The organism is Burkholderia sp. JPY481 (assembly GCF_038900515.1).
In the GTDB taxonomy this organism is placed as follows: Bacteria; Pseudomonadota; Gammaproteobacteria; order Burkholderiales; family Burkholderiaceae; genus Paraburkholderia; species Paraburkholderia youngii.
The window spans coordinates 14,116-38,176 of record NZ_JAYMRT010000030.1 but is presented as its reverse complement, the minus strand read 5'-3'; the positions used below and the strand labels follow the sequence as shown (position 1 = coordinate 38,176).

The window sequence follows — 24,061 nt, the reverse complement described above, 5'->3', positions numbered from 1 at the left end:
TCTATTCCCTCGATGATGTCGATGGCGGCGCCCCCGCGGGCGCCTCGCGGGCCGCCACGGCAATCCGTGAACGGCCGTCGGGACCGGTCGGCTGCAACACCAACTGACGCTGATCGCCGCGCGCCGGACGGCCGAGCGTCCACGTGGTGTAGCCGAGCCGCGTGTGGCGCCCGAGCTTGAGGCGCGGTACGTCCTCCTGCTTCAACACCAGCCGGAGATCCCAATCGAGCCCGTCGCGCGTGTAATTGCGCACCCAGTCGACGAGGCGGTTCAGACTCTCGCCGCCCGGCAGGAAGCGCTCGTAATCGGCGCGGCTCAACGGTCCGATCACGATGCGGAACTTGTGCTGGCAATCCCACACGCGCGCGCCGAGCAGCGTCGACACGCCGAGCGGGGCCGAACCGTCCGCTGCGCCGAGGCGCAACAGCGAGTTCGCGGGCAGCGTCATCCAATGGCCGACCCACTGCTCGATATCGACCGGCAGGTTGAAAAAGCGCGCGAGCACGAGTTTCAAACCGGCGGCGGGACGGGTCGGCCCGCCCAGCAAACCGGCGAAGTGCAGCTTGGCGAAATCGGGCACCGCGTCGCGCTCGCGCAGCGTCGGCTCGCCGAGCCCGAACACGCTGCCGACATAAAACGAAAAGCGATCGCGCCCCGGGCGGTCGAGACTCACGGCCGGTTGCGCATTGGCCCAAGCGCGATAGAACAGCGACACCATGCGGTGATGGAAGACATCGAGAAAGCGCGCGAAGGTCGGATCGTTCGCATTGCGCGCGCGGTCCCGCGCGTATTCCGTCAGATGGGTCGGCAGGGGTCCGTGCGGCCCGAGCAGACCGAAGAATTTCACCGCGAGGCGCGCGGCATGATGCTCGCCGGCCGGCGTGAAATCACCGAGCGTGGTCGGATGGAAAACCAGTTCGGGTTCCTGCACGAAGCGAATCGCGTCGTCGCGCGGCTGCATCGACTCCCCCACGCGCGGCTTGTCAGGGTACGCGTTCTCCAGCAGCCGCACGACCTGAAAGAAGTCGAAGCGGCGCGCATCGTCTTCGAGCCGGCGCAGCAGTGTCAGAGCGTCCGGCATTGTCCGACCCTCGCTGGCCAGCGCATGATCTCGCCGCGTGAAAGCGTCTTCACGACGGTCTCGGTGAACGAGTTGATCGATACGTATTGCGCGAAATAATGCGCGAGCACCGCGCCGAGCACAAACGCGCCGGCACCTTCGAATGCGGCTTCGTCGAGCGTCAACGTCACTTCGAGACCGCGGCCGAACACGATCGGTCCCGCGCACGGCAAGCGTCGCGTCACCGAGCGCGAATCGATCGAGCGCACGCCCTCGATCAGCCGCTGACTCGCGATCTCGTCGGCGGGACAGTAGAGGCTCAGCAGATCGCGCAGCGCGCGGGCGCCCTCCTGCGCATCGTTATCGAGCAGCGACGAGTAGTTCAGCGACAGGTGGCTCAATAGCCGCCATGCCACGGCCCCATGCGCATACGACGGCAGCGGCCGGCTCGGGCCGCTGATGCAGCGCACGCTTTGCACCGGCGCTTCGACATCGAGCGTGAAATCGGCGGGGCCGACGCCGACCGGCATCGTCAATGGCAGGTCGCGGTTCGTGCATAGCACCTGCAAGCCGAGTTGACGCAGGTCGGCGCGAAACGGCGCATTGCTCGCATCCACCAGCGCGATGAACATCTCGCTGCCGAGGTAGCTCGTGCGCGGGCCGCGCTCATGCTGACGTGCCGACGGCAAACGCTTTTCGCGGCGCACCTGGTAGTACGCGCCGGCACGATACGTCGCACCGAGATCGCGCGCGTGATAGAACGGCTCGAAGCGCTGCTCGCCGCCGGCGCCCGCGCTATAGCCCGTCGCACTCTCGATCTGGTAGATCTCGAAGTCCATCGGCCGGGTGCGATCGGCCACCACGTGATACTCGAACTGTTCGTCCGACAGCGCGATGCGATCGGTACGCTTCGAAAAAAGATTGATCGCGGGCGTGCAATGCAGCGCGAAATTATTGGCATCGAGCGACTGTTCGAGCAGCGGATCGCCGCGTTTGAGGAGCACGACGACTTCGATCTCGGTGTCCGCGCAGCGCCGCAACGCCGCCTGCAAGCCGTCGATGGCGACGAACATGAAGCGCTGCGGAAACGCGAAATACTCCTGCAGCAGCCGGTAGCCCTGGAACGACTGCCGGCTGACCGGCAGCAATGCCTGATCGTCGGCAAAACCGAGCGGCCGCAGCGCGCTCGCCGGCAATTGCACGTGCCAGGCCGCCGGACGTTTGGCCGGCATCACGACGACGCCGCTCACCGAACCGAGCAGACGCTCGTGGATCCGCGTGGCCATCCCGTCCGAGCCGCGCAGATACAGCGTCAGCCGGTCGAGTTTCAGCTGGTTGATTTTCAGACCGGCGGTGGCGCGCAGACGCAGTCTCAGACCCGCCTTGATACCGGCGCCCGCCGCCATGCTCGCCGGCAACGCGCTGTCGACGCCGCCGAGCGAGCCCGCGTGCGTAAAAAACCGCGCCTCCGTGATTTCTAGCGGCCAAAGCGTCAGTTCGTGCGCGCTGCGGTATTCGCAGCGCGTCGAGCCGTTCTTGTCGAGCACACTGCGCAGCGCGCTGCCGCGTGGAACCCGCACGCCGTCCGCGAGATTGGAGCTCGTCAGGTCGGGCTGGATCTGCACCACGGCCATCGACGGTGTCGGCGCGAGGTAATGCGGATACACCAGTTCCGCGAGGTGCTGGGTGAAGCGCGGGAACTCGTCGTCGATCTTCAGTTGCACGCGCGCCGCGAGGAAACTGAAGCCTTCGAGTAGACGCTCCACATAGGGGTCCGCGCATTCGAGGCTTTCCATGCCGAGGCGCCCGGCGATCTTCGGAAATTCGCGCGCGAACTCGCCGCCCATCTCCCGAAGATGCTGCAATTCCTGGCTGTAGTATTTGATCAGGTCGGGATTCATGGCTTCAGCGCGGGCCGCCCTGGTCGATCACACGGATTTCGCCCACTTCCAGATCGAGTTCGGTCCTGAAGAAAAGCCGCTCCGGATACGGCTGCGCCCACAGATCGCCCTCCACCAAAAATGACACGGTGTTGTGGCGCCCGGTCGTCTCTTCGACTTGCATCGAACTGACCCGCACGGTATCGCGCAGAATGCGCGGCTCGAACGCCCAGATCGCATCGCGCACCAGCCGCTCGAGCCGCAACGGATCGATGCCTGAGGCGGTCTTGCCGGCAATATCCGGCAAGCCGAAATTGATCACGGAGGTCGCGACATACGGATAGCCGCTCAGATCCTGCACCGAAGCAAGACCATTCGCGTTCAGCAGCCAGCCGAGGTCGCGCTGCACGCTCTCGCGCAGCGCGCGCATCGACAGAACGCGGCGCTCGCGCGCTTCCTGTTTGACTTCCGGTTCGAGATCGGTCAGCCGGTCGAGCAGCGACGGTTGCAGGCGATCACGGGCGGTCAGCTCAGCCATGATCCGGCACGGCCGCGCCGTCCTGTTCGGCAGGCGCGTCGCCGCTCGTCAGTTCGATGCTGCGCACGTCGAAGAGCGCGTAGTCGTTCGCATCGGAGGCGAACATGCGCTGTCCCACCGGCCGCGCGAGCGCGGGATCGTCACCGATCCATTCGGTCAGGCGCGCGAGCCACAGCGCGCGATTCGCCTCGGCGAGCGTGCCCGGATAGCGGGCGGGAATCAGGCCGGCGGCCTGGCCGTCGTTGGCCCACGTGAAGACGGCCGGCATCCAGACCCGGTCGCGCAGGTCGGACGGCGGCTCGATTTCGATGCGCTTGATGCGCGAAAAAGGAATCCAGTAATAGCGGCCGTTCAATACCGCTTCGAGCGTCGGGCCGAGCCGGTTGTCGGCGTCGGCGAGCCACTCGAACGGTTCGCCGTTCAATGCGCCGGCGGTGGCGGGCGCCTCGTCGAGCGCCCGCGCGCGCGCGGCGGCCGCCGCGCCGCTATCGCCTGCGGCATCGAGCCGCAATGCCTCGAGCAGCAATGCGAGCCAGCCGGTCGGCTCGCCGAAGATCAGCGGCGCGCGCTCGCCTTTGAAAACCGCCTCGCGCAGCGCCTCGCATTGCAACGCTTCACGATAGGTCTGCACCATCGGCAACGCGGCCGCGTCGAGTTCGCCGACGACGTTCAGTTGCGTCAAGGCGCGATCCCAGGCGCCCGTCACCGCGAGCAACTGGAACAGAAACACGCGATAGGCGGCCTTCGACGGATCCTTGCGAACCTGGTTTTGCAATTCGCGCAGACATCCGTCGAGATCGCCTTCGCGCAAGCATTCTTCTGCGTTCATGCCGGTTCGCTCCGGTCTGTCTCAAGTCGTCCCACTCGCCGCCGCACTGCAGCGGCGCGGCCGGTGCAGTGCAGTCGCCCCTTTTTGCCGACAGCCGATCAGGTTTCCGCGTTGCCGGGGATGTTCCATTTCACTTCGACCACGCCGCCCTCCTTCGCGCCCTTGGCGTTTTGCGGCTGATACTCGACATGGAATTTTTCGAAGTTCAGCGTGACGTTCTCGGTGAAGCGCTCTTCGCCGCCGGAGCCCCCCGTCGAATACGAGCTAACCAGCACGCCTTCCAGCGTGATCTTGTAGTACTCGAGCGGATTGTCGCCGCCGGCCTTGCGAACGGTCAGCAAGGCCTTGTCGATGTGGGTGCCCTTGGTGCAGGCCGCCATGATCGGCGGACTCGCCTTGTCGCTGTATTTGGTGAACGACAGATCCTGCACCGACACCTTGCCGGCGCCGCCGCCCGTGCCCATGTGCATCGTGCCGCTCTGGCTCAGGCCCCAGCTCCAGGCGAGCACTTCGATCTCTTCCTTGTGGGTCTTGTCCTGCGACTCGCCCTTGATGTCGCCCAGCTTCATGAACATGTCGATGGCCATCTTATTCTCCGCTCAAAGCAATTCGTCACTGAATGGGGATTTCCGTCATGCCGCCTTGGCGGACGGAAGCTTCGAAACCAACCGTAGCGATACGGTCAGGCCTTCCAACTGGTAATGCGGACGCAGGAAAAATTTCGACGTGTAATAGCCCGGGTTGCCCTCCACTTCCTCGACGACCACCTCGGCGGCAGCGAGCGGGCGTCGGGCTTTGGATTCTTCGCTCGAGTGCGCCGGATCGCCGTCGACGTACTGGAGAATCCAGTTCTGCAGCCAGCGCTGCATGTCGTCCTTCTCCTTGAAACTGCCGACCTTGTCGCGCACGATGCACTTCAGGTAGTGAGCGAAGCGGCTGCATGCGAACAGATAAGGCAGGCGGGCGGCCAGGTTCGCGTTCGCGGTGGCATCGGGATCTTCGAACTCAGCGGGCTTGTGCAGCGATTGCGCGCCGATGAAGGCCGCGAAATCGGAGTTCTTCTTGTGCACGAGCGGCATGAAGCCGTTCTTCGCGAGTTCGGCTTCGCGGCGATCGCTGATCGCGATTTCGGTCGGGCACTTCATGTCGACGCCGCCGTCGTCGGTGGGAAACGCGTGCACCGGCAGATTTTCGACGGCGCCCCCCGATTCGATGCCGCGAATCCGCGAACACCAGCCGTACATCTTGAACGAGCGGTTGATATTGGTCGCCATCGCATAGGCCGCATTGGCCCACGCGTATTTGCTGCTGTCCGCGCCCGCGGTGTCTTCCTCGAAATCGAATTCCTCGACCGGATTGGTCTTCGCGCCATACGGCGCGCGCGCGAGAAAGCGCGGCATCGCGAGACCGACGTAGCGTGAATCCTCGGATTCACGCAGCGAGCGCCACGCGGCATGCTCAGGAGTCTGGAAGATCTTCGTCAGGTCGCGCGGATTGGCCAGCTCCTGCCATGAATCCATCAGCATCACAGCCGGATCGGCGCCGGCGATGAACGGCGCATGCGCGGCGGCCGAGATCTTGGCGATCTGCGTCAGCAGATCGACGTCGGGCCCGCTGTTGTCGAAGTAATAGTCGGCCACCAGGCAGCCATACGGCTCGCCGCCGAACTGGCCGTATTCCTCTTCGTAGAGCTTCTTGAAGATCGGGCTCTGATCCCACGCGGTGCCCTTGTACTTCTTGAGCGTCTTGTACAGATCGCCCTTCGATACGTTCATCACGCGGATCTTCAAGGTTTCGTCCGTCTCGGTGTTGTTGACCAGATAGTGCAAGCCGCGCCACGCGCTCTCGACTTTCTGGAACTCCTCCGAGTGGATGATCTGATTGACCTGGGCGGTCAGCTTCTCGTCGATCCGCGCGATCAGCGATTCGATCGTCGCGAGCACGTCGCCCGAAATTACGTTGGTATCGCGCAGCGCCTGTTCGGCGAGCGTGCGCACCGCCGTCTCGACGGCTTCCTTCGCCTTCTCGCTCTTCGGCTTGAATTCCTTTTGCAGCAGATTCGCGAAATCGCTGGTTTCAAGCGACGTCTCGCCGGGTTGCGCTTGCCCTTCGGTGCTAGGTTCAGCCATGGTCAGACTCCCCTGTAGGTCACGCTCATTCCTGCGGCTTCGGTGCGGACGCCAACGACTGCAGCAACGCAGGATCGTTGAGCAGCTTCGCGATCAGTTCCTCCGCGCCGGTCTTGCCGTCCATATAGGTCAGCAGGTTCTGCAACTGGCCGCGCGCCTCCAGCAGCTTCGCCAACGCGTCCACCTTGCGCGCGACCGCGGCGGGCGAAAAATCGTCCATGCTCTCGAAGGTCATGTCGACGGCGAGGTTGCCTTCACCGGTCAACAGGTTCGGCACCTGCACGGCGACGCGCGGCTTCATCGACTTCAGACGCTCGTCGAAGTTGTCGACGTCGATCTCGAGAAACTTTCGATCCGCCACCGGCGCGAGCGGGTCGGCCGGCTGACCGGACAGATCGGCCAGCACGCCCATCACGAAGGGCAGATTGACCTTCTTCTCCGAGCCGTAGACTTCGACGTCGTACTCGATCTGAACCCGCGGCGCTCGATTGCGCGCGATGAATTTCTGGCTGCTTTCCTTGGCCACGACGATTCCCCTGGTTGACGCCGCACGGCCGCGAGCAGCATGGCGCATGACTGGCGTTGCTATAAGCGAAAAGGCACATCCCCGCCTGACTGCTTACTCGTTTTCTATACCGCCGACCTGCCGGGCCTGGCTCACGCCTTCGGGCGCGAGGTCCTGCAGAATTTCCATGAAGTTCTTGTCGACTAGCCGGCGCGCGCGCAGCAGCAGCAGCGGCACCGGGCTGGAGGGTTCGTGACGCTCGTAGTACGCGCAGATCTTGTCGATCATGCGGATCACGTCCTGACGGTCCGTGATGTCGCCGGACACCGGTACGGGTGCGGGCGCCGCGCCGGCGTGCTCGCCCGTGGCCGCGTCGCCGTTTGTCGATGCTTGCGGCGCGCCGCCCGGTACGTCCAGACGTTCGCCGAGAAAATCGGCCGCACGCCGCAGCAGTCTCGACAGCGGCGACAGATCGATGGAACGCGCCGCGCCGACACGCTCGGTCAATACAGTCTCGATGCGCGTCGCGCTATGCGTGGCCGCGAGCAAGGCCGTGTGCGCTTCGGCGGCGTCTTCGTGAGCGTCGGCGATCACCGCGTCGATCGAACTCAGCGACGGCGCGTCGACGCCCTTGGGCAGCGGCACTTCTCCGGTCGCATATTCGATGTCGCGCAAACTGACGACACCGTGCGCGCGCGACGACGCGAGCGGCGCGTCGCGCACATCCACCAGCATGCCGGACGCGTCGACGAGCGCGGCGAGCGCGTTGACGCGGGCGGTCGGATCGTTGTCGTCGTCGGGATCGAGCTGCGGGTAGACGTGGTCCCAGCGCTGTTCGAGCAGGCCTTCGACGAGCGCGAGGCCCTCGGCGAAGCCGGCGAAACGCCGGCGATTGAGCAGCGCGCGCGCCAGGTGTACCGCGACACGCAAGTCGCGGCCTTTCGCGAGCAGATCGAGCGATAGCGCTTCGGCCACTTTCCAGTCGGGCGGTGTGGCGGCGACCATGGTCTCGCCGAACTGCACCTCCGGCTTGCCATGAACGACCTGTTCGAGCGCAAGGAAGTCAGGGTCGTACTCGAGGTCGTCCCCGCACGGACTGGCAGCTGATATGTCGGCGAGCAGTTCGCCCGCGAGAAGCGTGGCCATGTCTGTATCGGTCTCGGATGAGTAGTCTCGACGCACCGTAAGTGACCGGTACGGGTTGCCCTTGCCCGCCAGGAATCAGCGTTTCCCGGAAATACGTGTTAACTCTAATTAGATTGCCCGTGCCAGCTATTGCGATGTTTTTAGCGGGCATTGCCCATTCTCGGCGGCAATCCGATATGAGAATAGCACGCAGCCCGGAAAAACAAAGCCGGATACCAATAGAAGCGGATTTTGTTTAATTAAGCGAAACAGTATATGTAATACCATTCAACTCCATAAACATTTAAAAAGTTTTCACCTTTCGTTCCGTCACCATTAACCATCCAATGCTCGGCCAGTCGTCTTACGACCTCGCCAGCGCGCCCTTTCAGGACAGGCGATTGGCGGGATCGCCCGACATCTAAGTAAACGAATCAAGCGCTCGATTTTTAAAAAATTCGACCTTTCGAGACTACCGGTAAGCGTTTACATTTCGTCCAGGGTTAATCCTGATAGCGATAGAACACCGCGACAAAGCGGTGAATAACATATTGAGTTTTACCTTGTAATAAATAAAACGTGCCAATAGACTAACTTTGTTTTCCAATCATGCGCCGGTTGCCCGGCCGAATTGCCTGGTATTGCAGGCGTTTGGCACTCGCATCAGCCCGATATGGCGGCAAAGCGAGTGCCGGATTCGTTGGGGGACAGGAAGCCGGCGCACCACAAGCGCGGCGCAATGGGTAGTGTCAGCAGCGGGCTCCGCCGCAGGAAGCGGAGTTCACACCTCGGGGTGAAAAGTGGCAGATATCCAAAGCGCAGCAATGGCCGACCACGCTGGAGAGAGCGCGCTGCCCGACCTGTGGCAACGCCGCACCTGCCTGAGCCACGACGAAATGGCGTCGATCTATACGATCGTGCGCCGCGCGTTGACCGGCTACCATCCTTCGGAATTGCAGGCGCTGGGCGAGGACAAGGAGGAACTGATCTCGCAGTTCCTCTATTTCAAGGTGTTCCGCCTCGATACCGCGCCTACCGCCTCGCCCACCTTCCCGCTGCATAGCGCGCCCTCGAACAGCCATGCCGTGTGCGCCTATTTCCGCCGCTACCTGATCGACTGTCTGCGCAGCGCGAGCCATCAGCGCAACGTGTCGCTCGATGAAGACGACGTGATGCTCGAGATCGACCGGCAAACCGCCTTTCACCCCGATCCGATCGGCTCGGTCCTGCTGCAATACGGTCTGCACGAAGCCGAAGTCCGCGAATCCGCGTCGGATTTCATCGCTTCGCTCGACGAAGCGAACCGCATGCTGCTCGCCGGCAGTCTCGGCTGGCTGTCGAACGAGAAAGGCGGTCTGTCGCAAGTCGCCGCGCGTTACGGCATCGCGTCGTATCACTACCGGGCACGCAAGCTCGGCGTCACGCTGAAAAAAGGCTCGATACCCGCCGACTTCGCCCGTACGGAAATCGGCCAATGGATCGAGCACAGCCTCGGCATCGACATCGCGCCCGGCAATCGCATCGTCATCCTGCTGGTTCTGGGCATCCTGTCCGCGCAGTCGCACGCACAGGAATGAGGTCGACCGACCACGAGCACATGAGAGGTCAACGGTGCAACTCGCCACCGCAAGCCTGACCGACCAGGGCGACCGCCCGCGCAATGAAGATTCGTTCGGCGACTGGTCGAGCGAGCGGCTCTACTATTGCGTCGTCGCCGACGGCGCCGGCGGACATGGCGGCGGCGACACCGCCGCGCGCCTCGTCGTCGATTCGGTGCTGGCGGATTTGCGCTATCTGACCGTGGCCGAATTGCCGCCGACCGGCGAACGGCTGATCGGCTCGCTCACGCATGCCAACGAGAACATCCTCGAAGAACAGTTGCGCGGCAAGGACAGTGAAAAAGACATGCGTTCGACGGCCGTGGTGCTCGCCATCGATCGCGAATGCGCGACGGCCGCATGGGCCCATTGCGGCGACACCCGCCTGTACTGCTTCCGCCACGGCGAAATCAGCGCGCGCACGCGCGACCACAGCATGGTTCAGCAGATGGTCGACGCGCAGTTGCTCACCGAGGAGGAGATGCGCCATCACCCGCGCCGCAACGTGCTGTATGCGGCGCTGGGCACCCGCGACGCGCTTTCCATTGCGGGCATCGACGGCACCTTCGCGCTACGCGACGGCGACGCTTTCCTGATCTGCACGGACGGTCTGTGGGAGTACGCCGACGACGCCGGCATCGCCGATGCGCTAGCCCATGCGGCGACACCCGGCGACTGGCTCGACGCACTCGCGCAGCAGGTGCGCGCGAACGCCAGCACGAATCACGACAACTTCACGGCGCTCGCGGTGTGGGTCGGTGACGATGGGGAAGCGACACAGTTGATGCCAGGCCCGGCACAACCGTGACGCAGCGGATCAGCATCGCAACGGGGCTCGCATCATGCCGATCTCGATCATCATTCCCTGTCTGCAGATGGCGGCAACGCTTGGCCGCGCGCTCGAAAGCTGCCTGATTCAGCCGGAGGCCGCGCAAATCATCGTCGTCGACGATGGCTCGACCGATGCTTCGATCGACGTCGCGCAACATTACGGCCGCCTCGACGCGCGCGTGCAGGTGCTGCGCATGCACGTGAACGGCGGCGTCGCGGCCGCGCGCAACTGGGCCGCGATGCACGCGAGCGAGGATCTGCTCGCTTTCATCGACGCTGACGACGAATACCTGCCCGGCGCGCTGGCTGCGGCGAGTGGCTATCTGCAGCGCTGTCCGGGAGAGGCATCGGTGCGGCTCGATGTCGACTATGCGGGCTTTCCGCGCGCGATCGTCGAGCATCCCGATTTCGAAAAATACGCTGCAATCCTGAGCAACACCGTGCCCAGCAGTCTGGTGATCCGGCGGGCGGTGTATCGCGCGCTGGGCGGGTTTCCGCTCGACGTGTTCTTTCGCCGCGTCGGTGGCGAAGACGGCGCGTTTTCGTGGGCATTGAGCCGGCTGTTCGGCAACCGGCGGCTGATCGACGCGAAGCGGGTGCGCCAGCATTACCACCCGGAAATCCACGCGGAGCGATTCTTCCGCATTCACCTCGGCATGGAGCAGCCCGTCCACGAGGACGTCGTCGAAGCATGGCGGCTCTCGCAGCGGTTCGTCGCGAGCGCCGAGGCCGCCATCGCGCAACTGCGCGCGCTGCATTCGCCCGAAGGCGCGCCGCCGCCGGTTCCGTCCGCTTCGCCTCGCTCCCGCTAGAAGTCGCCGCAACCGTGCTGGGCGTTCGTCAGCATGCAGCTGTTCAGGTTCGGCTGCGAGCGCACCCGTTTCCATTCGACCGCGAGGATGTCCTGATTCTCGCCCGGCGGCGTCGTGCTGAAGAGCGGCTGGTTAGAGCCGATGCAGATGTTGGTGCCCTGCAGATTGTTTTCGTAGACGAACGTCTGCTCCTGGCTGCTGAAAAACGTCTGCAGCCCGCTTTGCGCGACCGGATTGGGAATCGGGCCCTGAGGGTTCGAGTTCTGGAACGGAATCACCGTCAGCGTGCCCGGCACTTCGTTGACGATATAGCCAACGCTGGACGTGAAGTTGGGGTCGATCGGATAACCGCCCGCCGGTGACGTCAGAGTGGCCGTGGTCGTCTCCGAGCCGCTCAACGTGCCCGCGGCGGTGTCGCCATTGATCAGGCCGCTCGTCGTATAGGTGAACGCCGGGTTAGGCGCACCGACGAAGCGCGTCGCGCCATCCGCGGTGACCGTGACCGTCGGCCGTGCGGCATAGACGAAATGATTGCCGGTAGCGGGCACCGTGCCGCCCCAACTACAGCCCGAGCCAAACAGGCAGCCGTAAAAATTCGGCTGCGCGGTGTTCGGCTGCACGCTGCCGCGTGTTTCGCCGGTCCAGGTGCTGGCCCAGACTCGCCATGCGTTGCCGGCGCCAAGTGTGCCGGAGTTCGCATCGACGAAAACGCCGTTCTCCATCACCAGATCGATCGAGCCGCCCGCGCTCAGATTCGTGCTCGGCGCCGTCGCGGACGGCGTGGCCGCGCCCAGCCCGATATTGCCGGTCGTGGCGGTCGCGACGAGGTTGCCGGTCAGCGTGGAGTTCGTCACGCTCATCGGGTTCAGCTGGCTGGCGGCGGTGTCGAACGTCCGGCTCGTCAGCGGCCCGATCACGAAACCATGCGAGTTCGAGAAGTCGACGTTGCCCGCATTGGCCATCGCCAGCACGCCGACGTCGTTTTGCGGATCGGTCAGCGTGAAGCTACCGGGGCCGGCAAGGATCAGCCCGGCGGTCTGGATGCCGCCGGGGTCCGTGACGGGACCGGCGGACAACAACATCAAGGTCTGGCCCGGGGTCGAGATGCCGAAGCTCAGCGCGATCCCTTGACTGCCCGCGCCCGGGTTCGACAGCGTCAGATTGTTCGCGAAGGACGGCCGCGTCGGCACGCAAGGCGAGCCGGCCGATACGCACTGCCCGTTTACCGTGATGCGTCCGGTTTGGGTGCTGGACCCTAGCACGATGTTCGGGATCGATGCGAAGCTCGAGAAAGTCGGGGCGTCGATGCTGAGGCCGCCGCCCGTGCCGAACAGCGTGATCGGCGTCGCGTTCTGCGCGGTGATCGCGAAGCTCGACGGGTCCACCGACGCCGGCATGATCGACAGCACGCCGCCCGGCGACGTCAGCGTCGCCTGCGTGATCCCGAGGCTGCTCGCGGTGCCGTCGTTGAATGCGCGCAATACGATCGAACCGGGACTCGTGGTCGAGATCGTCACGTTGTCGGTCGCGGCATTGGCGACCGCAGTCGTTATGCCGCCGGTGACGCCGGTGGTCGGATTGAGCAGCCCGAACTCGCTCTGCTCGACCTCCGGGACGGCCAGGCCGATCGCGACGCCCGGATCGGACGTGGTAGTCGAACCGGCGATGCCGATCGTCGTGTTACGCGTGCTGGTCGCGCCGTTCGTGCCATTGGCGATCAGCACGCCGAAGTCGTTCTGCAGGTTCGGACTGCTGCCGGCCGGGCCGCTCACCGTGCCGCGAATATCGATCGCCCCGCCGTTGGTCGACGTGATCGTCGTGCCGTCGGTGATCAGCACGCCCTGCACGAACGGACCGGTGCCGCTGCCGAACAGGCTCACCGTGCCCGTTCCGGTCGTCACCGATACGGGGGCCGTCTGGACGCATTCCACGCATGGCGTGTTCTCAAACATCAGTCCGATCACCGAGTCGCCGTTCACCGCGGCGCCGACGCTTTGTCCGGTGAACTTGATGTTGCCGCTCGTCGACTGGACCGACGACCCATGCATGTCGAGGCCGATACTGACGTTCATGTTCGACGACACGCTGCCGGCGGCGGAAATGTCGCCACTGCCGGTGCTCAGCGTGGCGCCCGAAAAAAAGACGCCGTCCGCGAAGGTGCCGCCGGTGGCTGTGCCGTTGACATTGCCCGTCACGCCGATCGAGCCGGTCGTGTTGGAGATCGTGGTGTTCTGAATCTCGACGCCGAAGCCCCCTTGCGCGCTTTGCGCGACGCTCCCGTTGACCGAGATCGCGCCGCCCGAACTGCTGAGCCCAGGTTGCGGCGTGGCACTCCCGCCCACCGTGGCGCCGCCGCTCAGGAACACGCCCGTTGCGCCGCTGCCAGAGGCACTGCCGTTCACGCTCAATGCCCCGCTCGTCGTGCTGGCGGAAGTGCTGGATAGAAACACTCCGATGCCCTGATCCTCGATATTCGAACTGCCGGCACCGCTGATGGTGAGCGCGCCGCTGCCGGTTCGAATCGTGTTGTTACCTTGCGCGAAGACGCCGTCGTTGCCTCCGCCGCCGGCGATCGCCGTGCCGGTGATACGCAGCGCGCCGCTCGTCGTCGAAAGCGCGCTGGCGTCTTCGATCGCCACGCCGTTGGCGTTCGCGCCCAGCGCGACGCCCGACAGCGAGAACAGGCCGGCCTGCGTGGAAATGGTCGACGCGTCGATGAAGACGCCCGACGACGACGTGACCAGATAGCCAATCGCCACGCCATTGATCGGGAACGTGCCGGTCACCGTCAGATCGCCGCCCGCCGTGTCGATGTTCGAGTTCTGGATCAGGACCGGGCTCGCGCCGCCGCTGCCCAACGTCACGCTGCCGCCGTTGGTCCTCACCGTGACGCGCTGGAACGAGACCAGGCTGAGCGGGCTCGTGCCGCCCACGTTCGCATCGAATACGAGGCTGAGCGGCCCGGCGCTCGACGTGATGGTGTTGTTGACCAGCACCGATCCCGTCGCGCTCAACTTCAGCGTGGCGGGAAGCGTGCCGGTCGTGAGGTTGAGCGGCGCGTCGACGACGATGTCGCCCGCGCCCAGGTTGGGATCGGTCCCTGTCAGTACCGTCACCGACGTGCCAAGGCTCAGCGGGCCGGTAAGCGCCGTGTTCAGGATGAACGTGCTGCCGGTGATCGGCCCGAACGTCATCGTGTTCGAATCGGCCGCGGTTTGCGTTTGGACCGGCGCAGCGGTGACATCCGGTATCTGCGTCACGATGTCGACCTCGAACGGGTCGAGCAGCCACCGGCCGCCCTGACCTTTCGGCGCCGATGCATCGACGCTCATGCCGGTCGTATCGAGCGTGTGGCCGGACGTTTCGATCAAGCCGCCGTTGCCGCCCCGCGGACCGCCCTTCGCGGTCAACGTGCCGTAAATGCGGCTGGCCGTTTCGCTGTAAGCGACGACGTTGCCGCCATTGCCGTCGACGAGCGCATCCGCATGGATGCTGGCGGTGGGCGACATCCAGATCGCATTGGCATCGCGGATGGCGGGGTCCGCGCCCGCCGGGCCGCCGCCGAAGTGCACGGTGCCGCCGCCAGCGGCGCCGCTCGCATCGATGTACGCCCCGGGCAGCAGCGCCACGTCGTAGCCGGTCACGTCGATCCTGCCGCCGGTTTGCCCTGCGCCGCCGCTGGCGTCGAGCGTACCGCCCACCTGGGTCACGCCATTCGTGCCGCCGTCGAGCAGTATGTGGCCGTTATGCTCGCTGAGGCCTTGTGCGCGCACGATGCCTTGCTGGTTGATGACCGTGCCGGCCAGCGCATCGGCCGTCTGTGCGCTCATCACGACGGTGCCGCCGTCGGCGGCCAGCGTGCCGGTATTGCCGATCAGCGCGTGCGCCGCGCCCTGGTTGATCTTCAGCGTGGTCAAACCGTCGCCGGCGAAGTCGACGGTGATGTCGTTGCCCGCGCCCAGCGCGACGGTGCCCAGTTTCGCGCTGACCGTGCCGCTATTGCTGACCGTGCCGCCGAGCAACGCGATGGTGCCGCCCTCGGCCGCCGTCAGCGAACCGGCATTGCTGAGCGCCGCCGCGGACGCGCCGACGAAATGGTAGTTGCCGGCAAGAAAGTCGGCATTCGAGATATTGAGCGTCGAAGCGACCATCGATCCCACGTTCACCGAGGACCCTGGCGCAAAGATCACCCCCGCCGGATTGACGAGAAACACCTTGCCGTTGGCCTGCAAGCGTCCGGCGATCACGCTGGGGTCGTTGCCCATCACGCGGTTGAGCAGCGCGGAGGAAGCCGACGGCTGCGCGATGCGGACCGCTTCGCCGCTGCCGATCGAAAACGTGTTCCAGTTGACGATCGCATTGGACGAGCCCTGCGTGATGTGCATCTGGCCAGCGGACGGCGAGTTGATGCTGACCGTGCCGGCCACCACCTGGCCGCCGGTCGGATTCGCGAGCACGAGCGGCATATACGATGCCGCGAACAACGCGGCGACCGCACCGGCGATCGTGCTCGCATGCGCGGGTCGCACATTGCATGGCTTGTTCATCACACACCTCGGCACAGATTGCTGCTTGTCGTTGCGTTGCGTTGCGTTGCGTTTGGTCGCGTCTGGCTGCGTTTGGCTGCCTGCTAGAACGTCTTGGTCAGTTGCACATAAAAGCGCGGCAGTCTGTCATTGCCGGTCGTATCGGGCCCGGTCGTGCGCCATGCGACCGTGCCCTGTAGCGAAAAACCGCCCGGCGCGGCCCAGAACGCGCCGAGACCCACGCCACTGCGCGTGATCACGTTCGACCCCTGGCCCGGGCGCGACGTCGCGTTGTACCAGCCCGTACCGAAGTCGAAGAACGTGAACACGGTGGCCCGCGCATCGATCGCAAAGCGCCCTTCGAGGGTCGCGACGAAACCCTCGTCGACCAGTGCCTCGGACGGCGAATAAGCGCGCACCGCGTGCGGGCCGCCGAGCAGGAAGCGCGACGAACTGTCGAGCGTGGTTCCGGCCCACTGGCCGGATACGCCTGCGAATACGCTGAGCCGCTCGGTGATCGCGTTCAGGCGGTTCGCGAAGAACGTCGCGCGCACTTCGGTGCCTTGCGTGTCGCGCCCGAGCGGCGACGCATCGAGTGCCTCGGCCTGCGCGTTGCGAAAATGCAGACTGCCGATCAACAGTTCGACATCCGCGCTGTTGAAGCCGCCGCCGAACAGCGCGTCGCGGCTTTCGTAGCTGAGGCCGACACTGCCCTCAACGAGCGATCTGGGATTGTGTTGATCGACGACGCCGATGTTGTCGATCAGGTCGCGGTACTCGAGATTCACGCGTGCCAACAGGCTCTGATTGCGTGTGCGCACGAGTGGATGCGTGAGCGTGAAGTCCACCACGGTCGCCTCGCCCTGCGCGTCGAGCGACGCGAATTCCTTGCCGAGCACATAGTTGAGCCGCGACACCGCGACCCCGACGCGCGTTCCTTGCGCATTGATCGGCGCTTCGTAGCCGATGCGCCCATAAAGCGTGTCGCCGCGTTCGCTGCCGAGCAGCCGCAGGTCGAGGTTGTCGCCGATCATGAACGGCGAATTCAGGCGCGCGAGCGCACCGAGCCGCCAGGTACCGCTCGACTCCGCGCCGAAGTTGTCGACATCGAGCGCAAAGGTCCAGCGTTTGGCCGGCGCGACGTTGACGGTCAGATCGACCGTGCCCGGCTCCTCGCCCGCTTCGATCGCCGAGGAAACCTGAATACCCGGCAGATCGGACAGCAGCAGCATGGTCCGTTCGAGTTCGTGCTGCTGCAGCGGCTTGCCCAGCGGAATCTGCGCGACCCGCGCGCGCAACAGGTCTTCGCGGATCGGCGTGCCGGCCGCGATATCGAGCCGCACGTGGCCGACGCGTCCTTCGAGCACGCTCAATTCGACGTTGCCGGACGTGACGTCCTGCGGCGGGATCACCACCTGGGCGAGCAGATAGCCGTGATCGCGATAGACCTGCGTGATGCGCGCGGCAATTTCTTCGAGCCCGGCGAAACTGGTTTGCTTGCCGAGCTTGTCTTGCACGGGCGCGAGCAGTGCATCGCTGGCGATCGTGTCGTTGCCCTTCAGCGTGATGCTGTTCAGCAGGAAGGTCGGACCGGGCGCCGTCACGGGCGCCGCCGGCGGCGGCACGGCGGGCAGCGCCTGATTGCCGCCCGGCGGCGCGGGCCGGGTCTCGCGCGGCGCCGTCTGGTTCAGGATGCTGCCCGCGTTCGGCAATGTCTGGCCCCACGCGAGCGCACTGCTGCAGGACACCGCCGCGGCGATCAGTCGGAGTCTTCTCATCGGTCTAGGGTTGGTTGGGTTCATCCCTGTTGCTGACGCGCGATGGTCAAACGCCAGCCACCCATCAGATCGAATGGCGCCCAGAAGAACGGATGCGCGAAGCGCGGCGTGTGCAGAACCGCCAGTTGCGCGGTGCGCATCGCGTCGATCGCCTCATGGCCTTGCGCGAGTTGCGCGTAGAAGGTGCGCATCGTCAGCGCGCTCGATTCGTCGGCGACCGGCCACATCGACACGATCAGGCTGGTTGCGCCGGCATAGAAGAACGCCCGCGTGAAGCCGAGAATCTCGTCGCCGCGCGCGATCCGGCCGAGCCCGGTCTCGCAGGCCGACAGCGTGACGAGCGACACGTCGTTGAGCTTCAGGTTGTAGATGTCTTTCGCGAGCAGCGAGTCCGGGCCGTCGGCGGGCTGCGTCGCGGGCGCGAGCAGGATGCTCGAGTGCAACGGATCGATGGTGTCGGCCTGCGCGTGCGTCGCGACGTGCAGCACGCGTCCGGCGGGCGCGTTGTCGCGAAAGCTCAGGCGCGTGGCATCGCTATGCAGGAACACTTCGTTGCGCGCGAACAGCGGCGCAATACCCTGCACTTCCGCCTCGGCGCCCGGCAGCGCATAAGCAGGCGTGATGGTCGGATTGCCGAACGCGACCAGATCGCTCGCGATCTTCCGCTGGCGCTGAGCGAGTTGCACCGCGACGCTCGCCGAGGGTACGAGTGCGATCGCATGGCGTTCGATCAGAAAGCCGTCGGCATCGTGCAGAGCCTGAAAAGGCAGATAGTGCAGCGCGCCGTGCGGCACGATGATCAGCCGCTCGTTCGGGCGCAGGCCGAGCGGCGCGATCAGCAACGCGTCGAGCTTGTCGCCGTAGGTCAGCCCGGCCGGCCGCCGGCGCACGATCGCATTGCGCAGGTCGGTCACGGCGGCATCCATGTCCGCGCGCGCAATTGGCAACGTGTGGCCGGTCAGGCCATCGGCACGCACCACCCAGACGATCAGCTCCTTGTCGAGACTGTGAAACTCCACGATCGCCTCGTTGGGCTCGAGCGCATTGCGCGTCGCGGCGAGGCTCGGCACCTGCCCGTTCAGTTGACGGTCGTCGACGCCGGTATCGACGCGATTGCGCACCACGTCGAGCAGCGCACGCGCCCGGCTGCGTTCGGATAGATCCCAGGCAATCGCGTAGTCGCCGGTTTCGACCGTCAGCGCGATCGCCTGTTCGAAGACCGTTTGCGTGTCGCCGAACAGCGCCGTCTTGAACTCGTCGCTGCGAAACCGCGCGCGGATTTTCTCGGAGTCGTCGACGGCGAGCAGGTAGGCTTCGCGCGCATTCGCCTTGTCACCGAGCGCGAGGTCGGCGCGGCCGATGCCTTCGTGAGCCCACAGACGGTCGTAGTTGGCGTCGCTGGAATTGCCGCTTTCGCTCAACAGCGTTTCGAACGCGTGTTTCGCCTCCTCGGGCTTGCCTTCGGCCAGCAGCAGATTGCCTTCGATGCGCCGGTAGGCGGGTGCTAGCTCCGCGGTGGCCGGGGCGCCGACCGCGTCGAAGGTTTGGCGCGCGCCGAGCGTATCGCCCTCGGCAAGCTGCGCGTTGATGATCGACATCAGCACCAGCGGCTTGTAGCGCGGCGACGCGGTCGTCAGCGCGTCTTCGTAGGCGGCCAGCGCCTGCTGCGGCTTGCCCCGGCGCAACGCGACATCGCCGAGCACCTTGTTGGCCGGAGCAAAGACCTGCTCGGGCGCCTTCGGCGTGGAAGCTAGCGCATCGCGGGCATAGCGTTCGGCGTTGTCGAGGTCGCCGGCATAGCTGTAGGCGATCGCGAGGTCGCGTTTGGACAGGGCCGCCAGATCCTCATTGTTGGTCTGCCCGGCCACCACCAGCGCGCGCGCCGCGGCATCGACGCTGTCGCGGAAGTCGCCGCGCTCGGCGGCCGCGACGGACATGCTGCAATAGTCGTAGGCAGGGAGTTTGACGCGGTCACGCGACAACAGCAGACGCCCTTCGGACGTCAACGTGTTGATCGTTTCGGCGTCGCGTTCGCGTTCGTCGGCCTGACGAAAGGCGAACGACTCGGGCGCGAGGGCCACGCCGCTCGCGGGCCGCGCCGCGGCGGCGGACGGGCCGGCGGCCAGCGAATTGCCCGCCGCGCCCAGCAGTATCGAGCCAATCACGAGCGCGCCCGTGATCCACGCGGCATCGATCCGGAGTGCCCGTGCAATGACCGCACGCCGCGAATCGCGTTGCACGACGCTGTGTGCCATCCCGCTCGATAGGCCTTGGCGCTCGTTCACTTTAACTTCCTGCAAGAAGGCAAAAGGAAGCGGCTGGGATGGAATGCGCGTACAACCCGCAAGCTGCACGCAGCGATTGACTAACACCGTATAGACGAATTCGGCCCGCCGATTTTGAAACTGGCGGCCGCACGCGGACCAATGCCAGCGCGCGGGCCGGCCCGATTTCAAAAAATGGCTCGCTCGCTCGTCTTAAGGATGGACGCGCCTGCGCGTGAGGGTGGCGCTCGCATGTGCCGGGCTCAGCCGTCGTACCCTCCAGGGAGCCAAAGCCGATGAGCAGCCCCGACGACAAAACCGTGATCGTGCAACAGGCGTCCGGACCGGACGGCCAGCAGAACCCCGCCGATGCGGCGGGCGCCGATCGTACAGTCGTCCTCCGCCCCGCCGCGCAGGGTTCGAACGCGCAACATGCGCTGCCCGCCGGCACCCGGCTCGGCGAGTTCGAGATCGTCGATCTGATTGGCGAAGGCGGCTTCGGCATCGTCTATCTCGCCTACGATACCCAGCTAGGACGTCACGTCGCGCTGAAGGAATACATTCCCGCCGCGCTCGCCACGCGCGTCGGCGCGGCCGAAGTATCGGTCCGCTCGGAACGTCATGAAGACACTTTCCGCGCCGGCCTGAAAAGCTTCATCAACGAAGCGCGGCTGCTCGCCCGCTTCGATCATCATTCGCTCGTCAAGGTGTACCGGTTCTGGGAGGCCAACGGCACCGCGTACATGGTGATGCCGTATTACGAGGGCGTGACGCTGCGCGACGGCTTGCGCCGCATGAGCGCCCCACCCGATGAAGCCTGGCTGCGCGCGCTGCTTGCGCCGCTGCTCGAAGCGCTGGCGGTGTTGCATGCGGCGCAGTGCTATCACCGCGACATCGCGCCGGACAACATCATGCTGCTCAAGGGCAGCGGCCGCCCCGTGCTGCTGGACTTCGGCGCGGCGCGGCGCGTGATCGGCGACATGACCCAGGCCTTGACCGTGATCCTGAAGCCGGGCTATGCGCCGGTCGAGCAATATGCCGAAGTGGCGGCGTTGAAACAGGGGCCGTGGACCGATGTGTACGCACTCGCCGCGGTCATCTATTTCGCGATTCAGGGCAAGACACCGCCGCCTTCCGTCGGCAGGCTGATGAGCGACACGTATGTACCGCTCGCCACAGCCGCGGCCGGCCGGTATAGCGAGCGGTTCCTGCGCGCGATCGATCATGCGCTCGCGGTACGCCCCGAAGATCGCCCGCAAAGCGTTCAGGCGCTGGCGGACGAACTGGGCATTGCCATCGATACGCGGGATGACGCGGATGCGGCGATCGAACCCAACACGCGCGTTTCGGTCGAGACAGCGAGTACCGCTGCGCCGCGAACGGCGCCAGCCGCCACTGTCGAGGCGAAGCGCGATGAGCCAGCCGCGGCGGCCGTTCCTGCACCAGCCGGTAGTCAACGGAAGCGCACGGGATTGATCGCGGCAGGTGCTCTTTGCGTCGTGGCCCTCGCGGGGATCGGTACGTGGTTTGCGATGCGTACACCACCGGCCGCGAGCCCGGCTGTCACTGCAAGCACGAATGCGCACGACACGGCTTCGCCGAAGCCGGCCGAGACTCCAGCGCAGACGTCTGGCAATGCCGCTCCAAATCCGGCCGCCGTTGCTGCTGTTGCCCCCATTGCGCCGGCTCCTCCTTCGCCTGTCACGATTACCGCGCCCGCCACACCACCCGAACAAGCCGACAATCTCGCACCCTTCACCCCCGCCAGCGAACTCGAGCGAATCGTGACGCTGGCCGATCCGTCGATTCAGGTTACCGCCACCCCGGGCAGAACGTCCGCCACGATCGGCAAGGACTATCTGCAGTTCAAACTCGACAGCAACCGTGCGGGCTACGTGTATGTGTTCATGGTCGATCCGGACGGTCAGTACCTGATGTTGTTTCCGAACGGACTCGATCGCAACAACCGGATCGCCGCCGGTCAGACGCTGTCGTTGCCGCGCGCCAGTTGGCCGATGCTGGCGGGCAACCCGCCGGGTCCCAATCACTTCCTGACGCTGGTGTCGACGACGCCGCGCGATTTTTCCGACGGCGGACTGAAGTCCGCGGCGCCGTTCCAGTCGTTCCCCGCTGATGCCCAGCAGCAGGCGGCCCCGCGCCGCGGCCCGCATTATTCGCCGTTCGCGGGCAAGCCGCGTTGCCCGGCAGGCACCGCGGATTGCGCCGGCGCGTTCGGCGCCGCCACGTTCACCATCGATGCCGTCAAGCCGCGCGGCTAGCGCTCCCGACGTTTGAGATGGTTCGCAAGGAGGCCGCATGCAAAGGGCTCAGCTTCTCCTGCTTGCGCTGACAGCCACGCTCGCGGCTTGCGCGGGCAACACGCGCGCGACCAGCGTGATCCTGGGGGACGCGAGCCATGCAGGGGCATCGCCGGTCGAGCAGGTTGCGCCAACGGCGCAGGCATCGCGAACCGCGCCGCCAACCGTACCAGCTGCTACGCCCGCTCCCGCAACGACACAAGCGACGGCACCGGGCACCTCCACCGGCTCCGGTAACCCGCGCCCCAGGACCGAGTCGAGCGGCGGCTTCGCGACGCGCCACGCCTACTACGAGCCGACCGCTTTCGCCGATCTCCCCGGCTGGGATACGGACGACGTCACCGCGTCGTGGGAAGCGTTTCGCCGCAGTTGCACCGTGCTCGGCGCGCGCAGCGGCTGGTCGGAGCCGTGCAATGCTGCGCGAGCCGTGGACGTTGGCAACGTCGCGGCGATCCGGCGTTTCTTCGAAACGTATTTCAACGCGTACCAGATCCGCAATCCCGACCGTTCGCTCGACGGCACGATGACCGGCTACTATGAGCCGCTGCTCAACGGCAGCCAGCAGTACGGCGGCGCCTACCTTTATCCGGTCTACGGCACGCCGGCCGACATGCTCTACCTCGATGCGCGGCGCTTGCCGGACCGCGCGCGCGGCGGCGTGAGCGCGGCGCGCATCGATGGACGTAACGTGATCCCGCTCAGCGATGCAACGACTGGCGACCTCAAGGGCGTCTACGCGCTGGACCTGCGCGATAGCGTGCCGGATATCCGCGACAAGAAGATCCGGCTGCGGCTCGACGGCGGGCGCATCGTGCCGTACTACACCCGCGCCGAGATCGAGCGCGGCACACTGAAGGCGCCGATCCTCGCGTATGTCGACGACCCGGTGATGCTCTACTCGATGCAGTTGCAAGGTGCGGGCAAGGTCCGCATGAGCGACGGCTCGATTCGCCGCTTCGCCTATGCGGAACAGAACGGCCGACCGTTCCTGCCGCCGCTCGCGCGCAACGGCAACGCGACGGCCGGCGCGCGCAAGCTCGTCGTGCGTGGCATGGAGATGGAGGTCGACGTCAGCGACGACCGCGCGGCCGCCGCGAGCAACAACGGCAACGCAACGGCTGCCGACGGCGACGACGAACCGACCTCACCGTTGCTGCGCGGTTTCACACTGGCGACGACCACGCCAGCGAATGCAGGCGCGATCAGGCCGGCGGTCTCGGGCTCCACTGGCGGGCACGCTGCCGGCAATGCGGCTGGAGCCGGAACCAATGCACAAACGTCGAATGCGCCGAAACCTCACCCTGTGTTCGCGATTTCCGATCCGAGCTATGTGTTCTTTCGTGCGATTCCCGATTCGCCGAACGGTCCGCTGGGCGCGCTGGGCGTGCCGCTGTCGGCGGGCCGCTCGGTGGCCGTCGATCCGCGCACCACGCCGCTCGGCGCGCCGGTATTCGTGTCCACGCGTGACGATCCTCAGGCACCCGGTGCGATCAACCGCCTGATGCTCGCGCAGGACTCGGGCGGCGCGATTCAGGGCGCCGTCAGAGCGGACTATTTCTACGGCTTCGGTCAAACCGCGCAGACCCAGGCGAGCCACACCAAAGAGCGGCTGCGCATGTGGGTGCTGCTGCCCAAAGGCTTGCGCATCGCCGCGCAGCAGACATCGTTGAAAACGCGCGGCGGTGCGCCTGCCCCATCCGATGCGGATTGTCTGGTCAGCGATCCGGTGCTGTGTGTGGACGATGCGCCGTAGGCATCCTCGACGGTGCGCGCGGCGCTAGAACACCCTCCAGATCTTCAGGATCTTTACACCATTTTTACGCGCACTACTGATCTTTTTTGAAGACTTCGACGATATCGTCTTTACA

The 24,061-nt window shown here is 65.4% G+C and carries 16 protein-coding genes; 5 read left to right on the top strand and 11 right to left on the bottom strand.

Annotated features, from left to right (window positions below):
- Window position 1: 1 nt before the first annotated feature.
- The 8 genes from tssG to tssA form a co-directional block, all read right to left on the bottom strand.
- Window positions 2-1,081: a type VI secretion system baseplate subunit TssG gene (gene tssG / locus VSR82_RS35940; RefSeq protein WP_429455730.1), complete on the bottom strand. Its 1,080-nt coding sequence runs from the start codon at window positions 1,079-1,081 to the stop codon at window positions 2-4.
- Window positions 1,066-2,961, bottom strand: coding sequence for a type VI secretion system baseplate subunit TssF (gene tssF / locus VSR82_RS35935; protein WP_429455731.1), 1,896 nt, complete (start codon window positions 2,959-2,961; stop codon window positions 1,066-1,068). Before tssF ends, tssG begins: the two co-directional genes overlap by 16 nt.
- Window positions 2,962-2,965: 4 nt before the next feature.
- Window positions 2,966-3,478 carry a type VI secretion system baseplate subunit TssE gene (tssE, locus tag VSR82_RS35930; protein ID WP_410842506.1) on the bottom strand — a complete coding sequence of 171 codons (513 nt, stop codon included), beginning with the start codon at window positions 3,476-3,478 and terminating at the stop codon, window positions 2,966-2,968.
- Complete coding sequence (locus VSR82_RS35925; RefSeq protein WP_498858537.1) at window positions 3,471-4,307, bottom strand: type VI secretion system accessory protein TagJ; 837 nt, start codon at window positions 4,305-4,307, stop codon at window positions 3,471-3,473. The genes tssE and VSR82_RS35925 overlap by 8 nt, the downstream gene beginning before the upstream one ends.
- A 98-nt stretch (window positions 4,308-4,405) precedes the next feature.
- Window positions 4,406-4,894, bottom strand: coding sequence for an Hcp family type VI secretion system effector (locus VSR82_RS35920; RefSeq protein ID WP_368581717.1), 489 nt, complete (start codon window positions 4,892-4,894; stop codon window positions 4,406-4,408).
- A 45-nt stretch (window positions 4,895-4,939) separates the two neighbouring features.
- Complete coding sequence (gene tssC, locus VSR82_RS35915; RefSeq protein ID WP_368581716.1) at window positions 4,940-6,436, bottom strand: type VI secretion system contractile sheath large subunit; 1,497 nt, start codon at window positions 6,434-6,436, stop codon at window positions 4,940-4,942.
- 25 nt (window positions 6,437-6,461) lie between these two features.
- Window positions 6,462-7,010 carry a type VI secretion system contractile sheath small subunit gene (gene tssB / locus VSR82_RS35910; RefSeq protein WP_429455733.1) on the bottom strand — a complete coding sequence of 183 codons (549 nt, stop codon included), beginning with the start codon at window positions 7,008-7,010 and terminating at the stop codon, window positions 6,462-6,464.
- A gap of 45 nt (window positions 7,011-7,055) precedes the next feature.
- Entirely contained in the window at window positions 7,056-8,087 is a 1,032-nt protein-coding gene (gene tssA, locus VSR82_RS35905) for a type VI secretion system protein TssA (protein ID WP_410849387.1), read from the bottom strand.
- 779 nt (window positions 8,088-8,866) lie between these two features.
- On the opposite strand from tssA, the gene VSR82_RS35900 reads away from it, so the two are divergent.
- The 3 genes from VSR82_RS35900 to VSR82_RS35890 are packed head-to-tail and all read left to right on the top strand — an operon-like array spanning window position 8,867 to window position 11,307.
- Complete coding sequence (locus VSR82_RS35900; RefSeq protein WP_410842505.1) at window positions 8,867-9,643, top strand: hypothetical protein; 777 nt, start codon at window positions 8,867-8,869, stop codon at window positions 9,641-9,643.
- A 34-nt stretch (window positions 9,644-9,677) separates the two neighbouring features.
- Window positions 9,678-10,472 carry a PP2C family protein-serine/threonine phosphatase gene (locus tag VSR82_RS35895; RefSeq protein ID WP_498858536.1) on the top strand — a complete coding sequence of 265 codons (795 nt, stop codon included), beginning with the start codon at window positions 9,678-9,680 and terminating at the stop codon, window positions 10,470-10,472.
- A gap of 31 nt (window positions 10,473-10,503) precedes the next feature.
- Window positions 10,504-11,307 carry a glycosyltransferase family 2 protein gene (locus tag VSR82_RS35890; RefSeq protein WP_368581953.1) on the top strand — a complete coding sequence of 268 codons (804 nt, stop codon included), beginning with the start codon at window positions 10,504-10,506 and terminating at the stop codon, window positions 11,305-11,307.
- Here VSR82_RS35890 and VSR82_RS35885 read toward each other — a convergent pair.
- The 3 genes from VSR82_RS35885 to VSR82_RS35875 all read right to left on the bottom strand — a co-directional run bounded on the left by VSR82_RS35885 (window position 11,304) and on the right by VSR82_RS35875 (window position 19,896).
- Complete coding sequence (locus tag VSR82_RS35885) at window positions 11,304-15,854, bottom strand: beta strand repeat-containing protein (protein ID WP_498858535.1); 4,551 nt, start codon at window positions 15,852-15,854, stop codon at window positions 11,304-11,306. The genes VSR82_RS35890 and VSR82_RS35885 overlap by 4 nt on opposite strands.
- Window positions 15,855-15,937: 83 nt before the next feature.
- Complete coding sequence (locus VSR82_RS35880) at window positions 15,938-17,611, bottom strand: ShlB/FhaC/HecB family hemolysin secretion/activation protein (protein WP_429455736.1); 1,674 nt, start codon at window positions 17,609-17,611, stop codon at window positions 15,938-15,940.
- A 20-nt stretch (window positions 17,612-17,631) separates the two neighbouring features.
- Complete coding sequence (locus tag VSR82_RS35875; RefSeq protein WP_429455737.1) at window positions 17,632-19,896, bottom strand: CHAT domain-containing protein; 2,265 nt, start codon at window positions 19,894-19,896, stop codon at window positions 17,632-17,634.
- Window positions 19,897-20,171: 275 nt separating this feature from the next.
- On the opposite strand from VSR82_RS35875, the gene VSR82_RS35870 reads away from it, so the two are divergent.
- The gene (locus VSR82_RS35870) at window positions 20,172-22,154 is read left to right on the top strand and encodes a protein kinase domain-containing protein (RefSeq protein WP_429455738.1); all 1,983 of its coding nucleotides are present in this window, start codon (window positions 20,172-20,174) and stop codon (window positions 22,152-22,154) included.
- A 37-nt stretch (window positions 22,155-22,191) separates the two neighbouring features.
- Window positions 22,192-23,946, top strand: a complete 1,755-nt coding sequence (gene mltA / locus VSR82_RS35865) for a murein transglycosylase A (RefSeq protein WP_429455739.1) — start codon at window positions 22,192-22,194, stop codon at window positions 23,944-23,946.
- Window positions 23,947-24,061 lie beyond the last annotated feature (115 nt).